Below are 12787 nucleotides of genomic sequence, written 5' to 3'. Positions count from 1 at the left end.
AGCATGGATACTTGAAAAATGCTCTGACGGGCAGCCGTGCAAACGCGGAGCGTGCCCCGTGCGGCTTTTCAAAAGTACTCTGCTCCGGACTTGCGGCAGGGGGAATCCCTTCCGCGCATTCCCCTTTTGACCGGGCTTTGTTACAGATTGGCGACGAAAAGGCGAAGAGTGCGTGAAGCCTGGCGAAATACTCCCCAAGGGCGGCGGAGCCGGGTTTTGCGCCAGTCCGGGCCTGTCGCGAAATTGTAACATTGTGACCATCGGTTTGCCGCAAAAGCCTGTTTTACTGCCCGGCGTGACAAGGGAAGAAATGTATGAGCGCACAATCCGTTCTTGTGGTGGAAGATGAGGCCGACATCCGCGAGCTTTTGCGTTTCAATCTGGAGCGCGAGGGCTTCGGCGTGCTGGAGGCTGAAGACGGGCCCGGCGGCCTTGCTCTGGCCCGGCAGAAGCTGCCGTCTCTGATCCTTCTGGACGTGATGCTGCCCGGCCTGGACGGCTTTGAAGTCTGCCGTCAGCTCAGCGCCCAGGCGGAAACGGCAGATATCCCCATACTGATGCTCACGGCGCGCGGCGAGGAAGTGGATCGCGTTGTGGGCCTGACGCTGGGGGCCGACGACTATGTGGTCAAACCCTTCAGCGTGCGGGAGCTGATGCTGCGGATCAAGGCCGTCCTGCGCCGGGGCCATCGCGCCGCGGACAGCGGCAGGCTTGCGCGCCACGGCATTGTGCTCAGGCCCGAGGCGCACGCGGCGACCGTGGACGGCGCGGAACTGGCCCTCACGGCCACCGAGTTTCGGCTGCTGGAGGATCTCTTGCGCCATGCGGGCTCGGTGCGCACCCGCGAGCAGTTGCTGAACAATGTCTGGGGCTATTCTTTTGAAGGCTACGCCCGCACGGTGGATACGCATGTGCGCCGCCTGCGCTCCAAGCTGGGCACGGCCGCGGCCACGCTGGAGACAGTGCGCGGCGTGGGGTACCGGATCAAGGCCTAGAGCGTTTTGCTCATAAAATTAGCTATAGGGCCGCCTCTGCATTGCTTCCTTTGCCGGGCGGCCAGTGCGGACGCATCCAAAAAAACAGTAACGTAGAACGCAGTCAGTATTTACAGCAGGTAGACTTGTCGGCGCATCGCGAAGCGTTGCGCGTTCCTGCAGCAGCAAACCGGGGAAGCCATGTTTTCCTTTCGCACCCGTATTTTTTTCAGTGTTCTGCTTGTGTCCCTGCTCTCCATCGGCATTGCCGTTATTTACGGCAAGGCCTGGCTTGAGCGCAGCCAGTTGCAGGCCGCGCGGGAGCGCCTGGTCTACGAAACGCGCCTGGCCGGGGTCATCCTGGACAAGCTGGGCCCGCAAGCGGCCAACCTGCCGGAACTGGCGCGCATTCTGGATATGCCGGATGAGCGCCTGTCCCTTCTGGATGCCCGGGGCACTGTGCTGGGCGACACGGCCAGCGAGGCCCAGCCCGTGACTCGCCTGGACAATCATGCGGATCGCCCTGAAATTCAGCAGGCTCTGGCCACAGGGCAGGGCTTTGCGATCCGGCCCAGCGGGACCCTTGATCTGGATCTGGCGTACGCTGCCACCCGCCTGGAGGATGGCCGTCTGCTGCGCCTCTCCGTCCCCCTGGAAAACTTGCGGCGACTGATTGAAAGCCGGCTGAGCGTGTTCAGCCAGATCGGCCTGTTCACGGCCGCGCTTTCCCTTTTGCTGGCCGTCCTGCTCTCCGGCGCGCTGCGCCGTTCCCTGAACCGGATGATTGCCGTGGTGGAGGGCATTTCTCTGGGCAACTTCCAGCGCCGTCTGCGGCGCATACCGGGCAGCGAGTTTGCGCCTCTGGCCGAGGCGGTCAACCGCATGGCCGAAAATATCGAGCAACACATGCGCGCCGCCGCGGATCAGACTGCCCAGCTGGAAAGTATTCTGGACACCATGAGCGACGGCGTACTGGTGCTCGGCCCGCGCGGCCGCATCCGCCGCTGCAACCGGGCCCTGGCGCGCAATTTTCCGGAAGCGGCCGCTGCGCGGGGCGCTCAGGTGGTGGAGGTCATTCCCTCGCCCGCCCTGCAAGAGGCTGTGGACGACATGCTGGCCGCGCCGGAAGGCGAGTGCGCCGACGCCCACGGCAAACCTTGCGACCAGAGCGAAAAGGTGCAGCGGCATTTGCATCTGGATCTGCCCTCCGGGCAGGTCATGTCCGTCTGCCTTTCGCGGCCTGCCGGGCCGGACAGACATCTGGGAGCCGTGGCCGTGTTTCACGACATCACGGAACTGGTGCGGCTGGAGCGCGTGCGCCGGGATTTTGCGGCCAATGTCTCGCATGAGCTGCGCACCCCGCTCACGGCCATCCAGGGCTATGCCGAAACCTTGATCAGCCTGGACGCCTCGCCAGAGTGCCGCCGTTTCGGCGAAATCATTCTCAAGAACGGAGCCTGTCTCACGCGCATGGTTGAAGATTTGCTCTCTCTGGCCCGCCTGGAGGGCAAAAACGGCAGCCTTGAGCTCGCGCCCACAGACCCGCGCGAAGCCGTGGCCCAGGCCCGCGGCATGTGCCGGGAAGCCCTGGAAAGGCGCGACCTGCGGCTGGAAGAAGATATACCTTCGGATTGCCGCGTCATGGCCAGCCTGCCGCATCTGACGCAGGTTTTTCGCAATCTGCTCGAAAACGCCTGCCGTTACGCGCCGGAAGGCAGTGCCGTGCGGATTGGCGCGCGCAGGAGCGGGAGCGGGGAGCAGGCGGAAGTGGTCTTTCGCGTTACGGATCACGGGCCGGGCATCCCTGCTGAAGATCTTGAGCGGGTCTTCGAGCGTTTTTACCAGGTGGAGCGGCACCGCGGCCAGGCTTCCACCGGCCTGGGGCTGGCTATCTGCAAACATATCGTGGAACGGCACAACGGCCGGATACGCGCCGAGAGCCCGGCGCAGGACGGCAGCACGGCCATTGTTTTCTCCCTTGCACCGGCAGAAGTGGATCACGACGAAAAAAATCCCGATGGAGCGGCAACGTAATGAAGAAAAATCTGCTGGCCCAAAACGTCAGTGTCTTTTATGGTCAGAACAAGGCCTTGCACGATGTGAGTCTGAGTTTTGCGCCGCAAAAGGCCACGGCCTTGATCGGCCCTTCCGGCTGCGGCAAGTCCACCTTTTTGCGCTGCCTGAACCGGATGAACGATCTGGTGCCGGGCGCGCGCGTGGAAGGGGAAATTCTGCTGGACGGCGAAAACGTCAACAGCCCCAAAACCGATGTGGTATCCCTGCGTCAGCGGGTGGGCATGGTCTTTCAAAAGCCCAATCCCTTTCCCAAGAGCATTTATGAAAACGTGGCCTATGGCTTGCGCGTCAACGGCGTGAGGGATGAATCGCTGATCGCCGGGAAAGTGGAGGCTTCACTGCGCCGGGCCGCTCTTTTCGATGAGGTCAAGGATCGGCTCAACGCCTCGGCCCTGGGGCTTTCCGGCGGGCAGCAGCAACGCTTGTGCATTGCGCGCACCCTGGCCGTGGAGCCGGAAGTGCTGCTGATGGACGAGCCCGCCAGCGCCCTGGACCCCATAGCCACGCAGAAAATCGAAGAGAGCATTCACGAGCTCAAGGCCTCGTTGACCATTATCATTGTTACCCATAACATGCAGCAGGCCGCGCGCGTCTCGGACTACACGGCCTTTTTCTACATGGGGCGGCTCATAGAGCACGACGCCACGGACGTGATATTCACCCGGCCCGGCAAAAAGCAGACCGAAGATTACATTACCGGCAGATTCGGTTAACGGTTGTCTTGAGCGCGTGTTCCTTCCGCCGCTGTTTCGGCGAGGCGCGCGGCCTTTCGATTGAGAATGCATCTTTATCCAGGAGAAAGCCCCATGAACCGGCAGGAAAATCAGTTGCAGCAAATGCTTGTGACCTTGCGCACCCGGCTTCTGGTTATGTGCGCCAGCGTGGGCATTGCCCTGGAAGAGGCGGGCAAGGCCCTGGCCGCCAACGACCCGGGCCGTGCGGCCGCAGTCATTGAAAGCGACGCGGCCATCGATGAGCTGGAAAACGAGATCGACGCCATGACCTTGCGACTGCTGGCGCGCACCCAGCCCGTTGCAGGCGATCTGCGTTTTGTGGTCAGCTCCCTGCGCATGGTGGTGGATCTGGAGCGCATTGGCGACGAAGCCGTGAGCATGGCCGAGCAGGCTATTCTGATGCAGGATATGCCCGGCTACGGGGTCATACCCCATGTGCGCGAGATGTTCGACAAAGCCCGTCAGGCCTTTGAGCAGGCCATGGCTATTTTTCGCGCCAATGACGCCGAAGCCGCTCTGGCCATGAGTCTGGGAGAAGACGAGGCTGTGCAGTGCGAAGTGCGGATCATCCAGCGCATCATGGAAGGGCTTTCCGGGACAAAGGCGGATCTGGAGCCGCATCTGGCCATGCACATCATTCTGGTCACCCGTTCGCTGACGCGAATCTGGCGGCGCTCCATCAATATTGCCGAGCATGTGTATTTCATCAATCAGGGGCTGACCCTCAAGCATCACGGCGAAATGAGCGACGGGCCGCAGGCCGCGCAGTTCGCGCCGGGGAAAGGGGACGGTCGGGAGTAAAGGGTTTTTCGCGGCTTCGGGATCTCGATGGATGCGCATCTTGAAGGATATAAGCCGAGAGCAGCGGGCTCCTTCTCTGCGCACATAAAAAAATCGTCGAAAAACTCTTTACAAGGCCCGTAGCTTTCTATAAACAGGAATTGTTCTTAATAAATGACATGCAAACAATCATACGAGAAGGAGAATGTAATGAGCAAAACCCAGGAAAACCTCATGGCCGCCTTTGCCGGCGAATCCCAGGCCAACCGCAAATACCTCGCTTTCGCCCAGGTGGCCGAAAAGGAAGGCCTGCCCCAGGTGGCCAAACTTTTTCGCGCGGCTGCCGCCGCTGAGACCATCCATGCCCATGCCCACCTCAAAAACGCGGGCAAGATCGGCGACACGGCCGCCAATCTTCAGGCTGCCCTGGAAGGGGAAACCTACGAATTCACCAAGATGTATCCTGAAATGATCAAGGACGCCCAGGCCGAAGGCCAGACCGCGGTTGCCAAGTATTTCGACTTTGTCAACAAAGTGGAGGAAGTGCACGCCAATCTGTACAAGAAAGCCATTGCCAATCCTTCGGGCCTGTCCAAGACAGATTACTATGTCTGCAAAATCTGCGGCTACACGCATGAAGGCCCGTGTGATTCCTGCCCGGTGTGCGGCGCGGGCGCGGCGGCGTTCTTCAAGGTTGAAGAGGGCTGCAACTAGAGCCTTCCGCGTTTGGACGCGCATAGGGAGTATGATGGGTAGAGGAGCCGCCGCAAGGCGGTTCCTTCCGTTTTTGCCGAGAGCAAGAGCTTGAGAGCAGCTTACCCTTGAAACACTGCGCGGTTTAGAGCGTTTTCTCTTTGAAAATGCTCTGCTGACGCGAAAGCGGCAGCCGCCGCAACGCGGCGTACATTCAGGCGAAAACCGCGTTTTTCGCCTGAATGCCACCTTTGACTTTCATAAAAAGTCAAAGGTAATCTTCTAGAGCGTTTTGCTGTTGAAAACGGCAACCGCTCTGGCGGGGCGAAGCCATGCCCGCCGCGCGTCAGCCGTTGGCGGCAGAGCGCCTGCGTTTTTTCCGCGCCGCGCACAGGCCCGCGGCGAGCAGGCGGGCCGCGCGTTGACCGGGATCTAACAATCCGTTATACTTGGCATTATGGGTAGATAAGGATACTGCGCCCGGTCTGTTCCCTGTTGCCCGCGGCCGCAGGCGGCGGGTGCGCCCCTTCTTCGTTTTCCTATTCCGGAGTGAGCAGATGCAACTGTGCAACAAATGTGACGGCAGCGGCAGAATTTCCTGCGGCGCATGTTGGAACGGCCAGCGCAAGCCGCTTTGTCCCGATTGCAACGGCAAGGGCGTCGCGCGCACGGAGTATGGCGATCGGCCGTGCCCGCGCTGCCGGGGCAACGGTCGGGTGACGCCCGTGAGTTGCCCGCATTGCGGCAACAGCACGCCTTGTCCGGTCTGCAAGGGCAGCGGGCGGGTCTAGAGCATTTTCACTTTGAAAATGCTCTGCTGACGCGAAAGCGGCAGCCGCCGCAACGCGGCGTACATTCAGGCGAAAACCGCGTTTTTCGCCTGAATGCCACCTTTGACTTTCATAAAAAGTCAAAGGTAATCTGTTCTAGGGTCAGCCCTCAGTAAGCCATGCAAAGCCGCCTTTTTACGTCCGGCGGCGGGATCGCTGCTTCCTCACAGGCAGACGCGTTCAGCCGCAGCGCGCCGGGTCTGAAAGCTTGCCTGCGCGCCCAGAGCATGGGGCATGCACTGTTCAGGCTTTCGGGGCCGGGGCAGGCTCCTTGCGGTGCCGCAGCCAACGGATCAGACGCAGCGTGAGGTTGGAAGCCAGGACCCAGGCGCAGGCGATCACCGTGTCGATGAGCCGCCAGCGCAGCAGGGGAAAATCCCCGCCTCTCTGGAACATGGAAATGTCGATGAGCAGGAGCACCGCGCAGGTAATCACAAAGCTGAACAGGATGTAGTGATCTTTGACGACAAAGGGTATGGCAAAAGCGAACAGGCCGATGCCCAGGCCAATCAGCAGGGGATTGCCCACCGTGTAGAGAATCACGCCCGAAACCAGCACCCCGGCCAGCGTGCCCAGGGTCCGGGCCCACACGCGGAACAGCTCGGTAGCGCCGTCGCTGTGCATGACGAAAAGCACGGTCAGGCCGACCCAGGCCGGATCGCTGAAGGAAAAATACCGCGCCGCAAGGGTGGAGGCCAGCACCGTCACCGGCACGGCCACCCCGAACAGGCGGCCGTTGGTGGCCCCGTGCATAAAGGCTTTGAATTCGTCCAAAGGCTCGGGCTCCGGGCTGTCCGTTTCAAAGGCCATGCCCACAAGGCTCAGGCAGATGCCCAGGGCAATGCCGCCAAGAAAGGCCAGGGCCATGACCAGGCTTGCGGAAATGCCGAAGGAAGTCAAAAGCACGGAGCAGGCCACATACTTGACGATCAGGCCGAGATAGGCCTGATCGGGGCGGGGCAGGGCCGCCAGCCAACTGAGCAGGAAAAGCAGCACGAGCACAAGGTTGTGCCTCCCTTGCAGGGCTACGCCCAGCGCGGCGGCCAGAACCACCAGCAAGCCGCCGATGCCGATGCCCGCAATGCGGGCCGTGATCCCGTGCCTGGGCGCGATCAGCAGGGCGAACATGGCCCCGAACGAAGCCGTGGAAACAAGGGAAAAAGCCTGAAAAAACACGCCCAGCAGCACGGGCAGCACCAGGGCCACGGCAAACAGAAGGCCTCTGACCGCGGTTTCGGCGGTTTTTTTTTCAGTGGGCGCATGCGTCATATATCCTCCGGCCGCGCGCGGCCTTGTTTGAAGACAGTCATGTTCAAGGATGCCTCTTTTCATACTTCGTTCAGAAGAAAAAATGCGTGCCCGCGCCCAGTCCGGGCCGCCGCGAGCACTGCAACAAAACGAGCCGGGCCTGTTTGCATCAGGTAAATCCGGGCGGGCAGGAGCGCAGGCCGCAGGAACAGGCCAAGGGCAACAGGTATGCTCTCGACGCAGGAAGACTGCAATGCAGTCATATAAACAGCGCATTGCAAAAGAAAAATGCCCTGCACATAAACGTACAATGCGCGCAATGCTCCGTCAATGCGCGCACTGAAGTCATCTTTCGTCCGGAGGAACGTAGTAGAGCGTTGTGCTCATGAAAATAGCGAAACGCTCTGGAGGGCGAAGCCCTGCCAGAGCGTTCAGTTAGAGCATTTTCTCTTTGAAAATGCTCTGCTGACGCGAAAGCGGCAGCCGCCGCAACGCGGCGTACATTCAGGCGAAAACCGCGTTTTTCGCCTGAATGCCACCTTTGACTTTCATAAAAAGTCAAAGGTAATCTGCTCTAGTTAAATCTTTTAAATCAGTTAAATAAGTTAAATCTTTATCTACAGAAAACATCTGATGCGTCGGATCTAAAAAATTAAAAAGCTCTCTCCCTTCGGATGGATCATTTAAAAAATTTCCTTCTGATAATCTAAACTTGCTTTCATCATAAACTAGTTTCTTTAATGCCGAAAGTGTGGTATAATGAGTTACCCGAATACGCTTAGGACGTGTTAGCACTATCCTGCGCATTCTCAACTATTTTAATGAGTTCAGCGAAAATCCTTTCCCTGGCCGAATTGCGAGGCAGTGTTCCGAAAAACAAAACTTTTTCTGATAAGCGTGAACACGCTCTAGGTGAAACATGATTGGCTACCCGCCGAAGTCAGCCGCCAAGTTGAAAGTATTCGAATCCTGAGCAGGATTAGACTCATCGATGGTTTTCGCTGAATCAGACGTCTCAGCGTTACTGTTGATCTCATGACCATTTTTACCAAGACAAATGCGCTCAACTTGCCGATGATGTCAAGCTGGCACACTGGAAGGATTCACTTTGAGAGGCACTCATATATAAATCCCTAGAGTGCCATCACGATATATTTCTTTTAATTTCATATATATAGGAAAATCCAGGAGCCTGACACTGACCTTTCATGCCCGGTGATCCCTGGTTAATTATCCATTTTCTTATCCATTTTTTTGCCTTTTTCTTCATTGAAGGCGGCAAGGCGCATCAGATGATGGACAAAAGCCAGGGCGTGGTGGTGCTGAACTCCACAATGGGGATTTCCGCCCTGCGTCAGGGTAAGCCGGTCTACTGCGTGGACACGTCCATCTACGCCATGCCCGACCTGGCGGTGAACAGCGCGGAAATGCCGCTGGACGCCTTTGGGAACCATCCGCGCGGGCCGGAAGCGGCATCGTCTGGAAGGGTGTCTGCCCTCTTGGTCAGACTGTGCCCTCCACAAAAAAAGAACAGCCTGTTCCGTCAAATTTCAGTATCGCTGAGAAAATTGCATTGTTTTGGCAGCTGTTTTCCGGTCGGGAGGATGTCTATCCAAGGCGTTGGGAGTCAGCAAGCAAGGGCACATCAGGATACTCTCCCGTCTGCGGTAATGAATGGAAACGAGGGGTATGCGGCAAGCCCAAAGTCAGATGTGCCGACTGCCCGGAACGGAACTTGTTGCCCGTCACGGATCAGGTTCTTTACGACCATCTGTCCGGCAGACATACGATAGGTATTTACCCCTTGCGGAAGGATGATTCCTGCCGTTTCCTGGCCGTTGATTTTGACGAGGCTGACTGGCGGAATGATTCCAGAGCCTTCCTGCGAAGCTGTCACGATACGAACATTCCCACTGCTCTGGAAATTTCCCGTTCAGGGAAAGGAGCACATATTTGGATATTTTTTTCCGAACCTGTTCCGGCGAAGGAAGCCCGGCAACTTGGTGCCGCCCTGCTCAGCCGAACCTGCGAAAATACCCGTCAACTCTCGCTGGCAAGCTATGAGCACCTTTTTCCCAACCAGGACACCTTGCCCAAGGGCGGCTTTGGCAACCTGACTGCCTTGCCTTTGCAGAAACAGCCGCGGAGGTGTGGGCACAGTATTTTTGTCGATGAGCAGTTCCAGCCATATCCCGACCAGTGGGGTTTTCTTGCTTCAATCCACCCCTTGTCACGGCAGGCGCTGGAGGATGCCATTCTTCACGCCTGCAGGGGACGCCACCCTTTGGATGTGGCTTTTACCGGGGACAAAAACGACCCATGTCCGTGGCAACGTCCTGCTCCACAATCCGCCCGGCTGCCCGGAACCTTACCGCGCTCATTGCATCTGGTTCTTGCCAATCAGATTTTCATTGCCAAGGATATCCTCACACAGCCCTTGGCCAATCGACTGATACGCCTCGCTGCCTTTCAGAATCCTGAATTTTACAGGACACAGGCCATGCGGCTGCCGGTATGGAACAAACCCCGGATTATCGGCTGCGCTGAAAATCATCCCCGACACATTGGACTGCCGCGCGGCTGTCTTGACGCTCTGCTGTCGTTGCTGCGCGCCAATAATATCCAGGCGGAAATCCAGGATGAACGTATTTCGGGACAATTCCTGTCCGTACAATTTACAGGGATTTTACGCGAGGATCAGCAAGACGCCATAGAGAAAATGCTTGCGCAGGAACGCTGTAATACCGGATTTCCACGCGCATGGCAGACGGGGCACGGTACTATGCCAGTATACAGACTGTGATCCAGCTTTTTTGAAAACAAAAGCATGAATTGCAGACGTTCCCGCGACCAGCGCCGTACTTGTCCAGCCATCTCCGCCGGTTGCCATTTGTCGGAGAAAAATGCCGCTGCGCGGGCAGGCGACAGCCCTGTTGCACACAGACCAGACGCATAACAAGAGTCCGTTTTTCGCTGGAACAGGCAACAGCGGGTAGGTTTATCACAGTGAAGACAGCGCGGCGACTGGGCCGAAAGCTTTTTCCATTTGCCGATCGCGGGAACGATTTCAACCCGCCATCGTTTGACAAGCCTGGCTGCTTGAGCATCGTCCGGCTGACAGGAATACATATCCTGAGGAAAACATTTTCCGGAACATGTAATAACCCCAGAGGACAATCTCCGTGCGCTTCTCCAGTATGGGAGCAAGGCGCACCGGCTTGCCGCAAAGCGGACAGGGGCAAGCTCCGCCCGGTATTTTTCCAACACGGATCGATGCTTATCTCTGAGCCCAGGATTCACATCTGAGGCCGTCAATACGTTCAAATTCACGCAGGTTATGGGTGATCAGGGTACAATTGTTTGCCAGTGCCACTGCGGCTATCAGCATGTCCATACCTCCGACAGGAGTTCCCCTCTTTTCCAGTATGGCCCGTATATTGCCGTAAATTTGGGCCGCCGCCATATCAAAAGGTACAATTTCCAGAGGAAGCAATAACGCCTCCAGGGCTCTGGCATTTCTCTCCCGTGAGGCGCTTTTTTCCACGCCATAGTACAACTCAGCCACGGAGATGGATGCAATACCGATTTCACCGGGAGCGTATGCGGCAAAGCGTTCACGCACTTCCGGCGGATTGTTCCTGATAAGATAGATGCAGATATTCGTGTCCAATAAAGCGGTTATCATAAACTGGCACGTTCCTGTATCTGCGGTTGACACCTGTCTGCCATAAAATCAGGAGAGAATTGCTCCAATGCGTTGAAAAGCGTGTCCCAGGGCGCATCAGGCGGAAACAGCACCACAGCATTGCCGACCTTTTTGATAGCCACCCTGTCGCACGCGAAACGAAATCGCCGGGGCAGTCGAACTGCCTGGCTTTGACCGTTTTGAAAAATCTTGGCGGTTTCCATGCCCGTCTCCTTGGTATATATTTTATATATATATTTCCTCGCGTATCGTCAATGGTCCTTATCTTATCGTAACCGGAAGACTGGACGTACCCGCCTTTCGCGTGTTTCGTGATGTATCCGCTCCCTCTTCATTTCCTCGGCCTCATGGTTGAAGTTCTGAAACTGCTCCAGAGTGGGCTGGAATGAAGCGATGTCGATGCCTCTGGCCACGCCGAAAGCCTGGCCGGGCAATGTTCAGTATGGAGAGTCCGCGCGGAGCAAGGCGTGCTATGGCTGTTTCCCGGCGTTCCCGCTGCCGCTGTTCCAGTTCGTGCCGCTCTTCCTCCCGCCTTTTTCTGGCGTGGTGTTTTTCTTCATCCTGTCCCTGCCGTTCCTTCTGATACTCCAGCCACTCCTCCCGGCATACATGGCTGACCGTCTCCGGAGCGGCTTTGCTGCATGTCCGCTCGGAATACTAACCGGGCTTGAACTCGCCGAGTTTTTTACACTGCCTGGACATACTGAAATTCCTGTCCACGCTGGGCGCCCTGACCGCCGTATCTCCCGCAAAAATCACCGCCCGGCACCTTTGCGGACGAAACGCAAGCCAACTTCATCCAGTCCGGCATGAAGCTCCTCCCAGCAGGAGGCGCTCTGAATGACGGCGCGGCCCTTTTCCTGCGCTATCCGCTGTGCGGATTTTTCGCCTGTGGCGTTCTCAAAATCCTCTGCTCTGGGGCAGGGGGTGACCTGTTTCGGCAGAGCGTTGCGGACAATCTCCCCTTTTCCATCGACCCGGTAGCCAAGATGATGTTTGAGCAGCCCCCAAAGCCGCCGCAGTTCCCGGATGGTCTGGTCGTCTGTTCCGGCAATGATGGACCTGCCGCCGAAGAACAGCCGCCGCATGAACTCGGAAACAGAGATTCCGGCGGTCGTGGCCTGCCGGGTGATTCTTGCGTCTTCTTCAGCGGTGAGCCTGAGCGTCCGCCGTTTCTGAAATCTGATTGCTGCCTTCCGTTTTTCCATCTGCCTTTCCCGCCTTTTTGAGAGCGTGAGAAGCGCAGCGCCGAACGCTCTGCCGGAGTCCAGAGGCGAAGCCTTTGGCAGGATAGTAGCTGCGTCAGACAACTTGAATTAGAGTATTTTGCTTTTAACTTTTTACATAGCCACAGGATTTAAACCATCCTTCAGCGTCTTTTTGTGTGATACAACTTAATGCTTTTCCAATGGATTTGTACAGTTCATCACATGTTTTTGCTTTCATACCCCGAAGTAATTGTTTCACTTTGCTCCACATCTTTTCAATGGGATTTAAATCCGGGCTGTATTCTGGAAGGAAAATATACTTGCAGCCTTTTTCCGTTATCAACTTTTGGGCTGTTTTTGATTTATGGACATTCAAATTATCCATTATAACAATATCGTTAGCTTTAAGCGTTGGAAGAAGGAATTTTTCAATATAGGCATTGTACATTTTTCCATCCAGTGCCCCATCAAAAACAACACTGCAAGTTTCTCCCGTTACCCGGATTGCTGAAAGTATGCTTATCCTTTCCCAACGTCC

At 57.1% G+C, this 12787-nt stretch carries 15 protein-coding genes; 9 read left to right on the top strand and 6 right to left on the bottom strand.

Going from position 1 to position 12787, the window contains the following annotated elements:
• Positions 1-314: 314 nt before the first annotated feature.
• The 6 genes from G7Y52_RS01490 (at position 315) to G7Y52_RS01460 (ending at position 6203) form a co-directional block, all read left to right on the top strand.
• Positions 315-995 (top strand): response regulator, encoded by a 681-nt coding sequence (locus G7Y52_RS01490; RefSeq protein ID WP_165064979.1) that lies wholly within the window; start codon positions 315-317, stop codon positions 993-995.
• A gap of 180 nt (positions 996-1175) precedes the next feature.
• Positions 1176-3008 (top strand): ATP-binding protein, encoded by a 1833-nt coding sequence (locus G7Y52_RS01485; protein ID WP_165064976.1) that lies wholly within the window; start codon positions 1176-1178, stop codon positions 3006-3008.
• The gene (pstB, locus tag G7Y52_RS01480) at positions 3008-3763 is read left to right on the top strand and encodes a phosphate ABC transporter ATP-binding protein PstB (RefSeq protein ID WP_165064973.1); all 756 of its coding nucleotides are present in this window, start codon (positions 3008-3010) and stop codon (positions 3761-3763) included. The genes G7Y52_RS01485 and pstB overlap by 1 nt, the downstream gene beginning before the upstream one ends.
• Before the next feature lie 93 nt (positions 3764-3856).
• Positions 3857-4585, top strand: coding sequence for a phosphate signaling complex protein PhoU (phoU, locus tag G7Y52_RS01475; RefSeq protein ID WP_165064970.1), 729 nt, complete (start codon positions 3857-3859; stop codon positions 4583-4585).
• Between the two features lie 189 nt (positions 4586-4774).
• Positions 4775-5278 (top strand): rubrerythrin family protein, encoded by a 504-nt coding sequence (locus G7Y52_RS01470; RefSeq protein WP_165064967.1) that lies wholly within the window; start codon positions 4775-4777, stop codon positions 5276-5278.
• 613 nt (positions 5279-5891) lie between these two features.
• The gene (locus G7Y52_RS01460; RefSeq protein ID WP_206215161.1) at positions 5892-6203 is read left to right on the top strand and encodes a hypothetical protein; all 312 of its coding nucleotides are present in this window, start codon (positions 5892-5894) and stop codon (positions 6201-6203) included.
• 127 nt (positions 6204-6330) lie between these two features.
• Here G7Y52_RS01460 and G7Y52_RS01455 read toward each other — a convergent pair whose 3' ends face one another.
• Positions 6331-7356 carry an FUSC family protein gene (locus G7Y52_RS01455; protein ID WP_165064962.1) on the bottom strand — a complete coding sequence of 342 codons (1026 nt, stop codon included), beginning with the start codon at positions 7354-7356 and terminating at the stop codon, positions 6331-6333.
• Positions 7357-7665: 309 nt separating this feature from the next.
• On the opposite strand from G7Y52_RS01455, the gene G7Y52_RS01450 reads away from it, so the two are divergent.
• Positions 7666-7917 (top strand): hypothetical protein, encoded by a 252-nt coding sequence (locus G7Y52_RS01450; RefSeq protein ID WP_165064959.1) that lies wholly within the window; start codon positions 7666-7668, stop codon positions 7915-7917.
• Here the strand turns inward: G7Y52_RS01450 and G7Y52_RS01445 are convergent.
• Entirely contained in the window at positions 7894-8142 is a 249-nt protein-coding gene (locus tag G7Y52_RS01445; RefSeq protein ID WP_165064956.1) for a hypothetical protein, read from the bottom strand. The two genes, G7Y52_RS01450 and G7Y52_RS01445, sit on opposite strands and share 24 nt — an antisense overlap.
• A 401-nt stretch (positions 8143-8543) precedes the next feature.
• Between G7Y52_RS01445 and G7Y52_RS15180 the strand changes: the two genes are divergently transcribed.
• Positions 8544-9128: a hypothetical protein gene (locus G7Y52_RS15180; protein ID WP_241159553.1), complete on the top strand. Its 585-nt coding sequence runs from the start codon at positions 8544-8546 to the stop codon at positions 9126-9128.
• Positions 9071-10138, top strand: a complete 1068-nt coding sequence (locus G7Y52_RS01435) for a hypothetical protein (RefSeq protein WP_206215160.1) — start codon at positions 9071-9073, stop codon at positions 10136-10138. Before G7Y52_RS15180 ends, G7Y52_RS01435 begins: the two co-directional genes overlap by 58 nt.
• A gap of 474 nt (positions 10139-10612) precedes the next feature.
• On the opposite strand, the gene G7Y52_RS01430 is transcribed toward G7Y52_RS01435, so the two are convergent.
• The 4 genes from G7Y52_RS01430 to G7Y52_RS01415 form a co-directional block, all read right to left on the bottom strand.
• Positions 10613-11020, bottom strand: coding sequence for a type II toxin-antitoxin system VapC family toxin (locus G7Y52_RS01430; RefSeq protein WP_241159552.1), 408 nt, complete (start codon positions 11018-11020; stop codon positions 10613-10615).
• Positions 11017-11244 (bottom strand): type II toxin-antitoxin system VapB family antitoxin, encoded by a 228-nt coding sequence (vapB, locus tag G7Y52_RS01425; protein WP_165064953.1) that lies wholly within the window; start codon positions 11242-11244, stop codon positions 11017-11019. The genes G7Y52_RS01430 and vapB overlap by 4 nt, the downstream gene beginning before the upstream one ends.
• 552 nt (positions 11245-11796) lie before the next feature.
• Positions 11797-12249 (bottom strand): hypothetical protein, encoded by a 453-nt coding sequence (locus G7Y52_RS15175; RefSeq protein WP_241159551.1) that lies wholly within the window; start codon positions 12247-12249, stop codon positions 11797-11799.
• 124 nt (positions 12250-12373) lie between these two features.
• A partial coding sequence (locus G7Y52_RS01415) for an IS630 family transposase (protein ID WP_165064950.1) occupies positions 12374-12787 on the bottom strand: 414 nt, incomplete at its 5' end.

Source organism: Desulfovibrio sp. ZJ200 (assembly GCF_011039095.1).
Taxonomy (GTDB): domain Bacteria; phylum Desulfobacterota; class Desulfovibrionia; order Desulfovibrionales; family Desulfovibrionaceae; genus Desulfovibrio.
The sequence above is the reverse complement of the archived record's forward strand: the minus strand, read 5'-3'. Positions and strand labels throughout refer to the sequence as shown.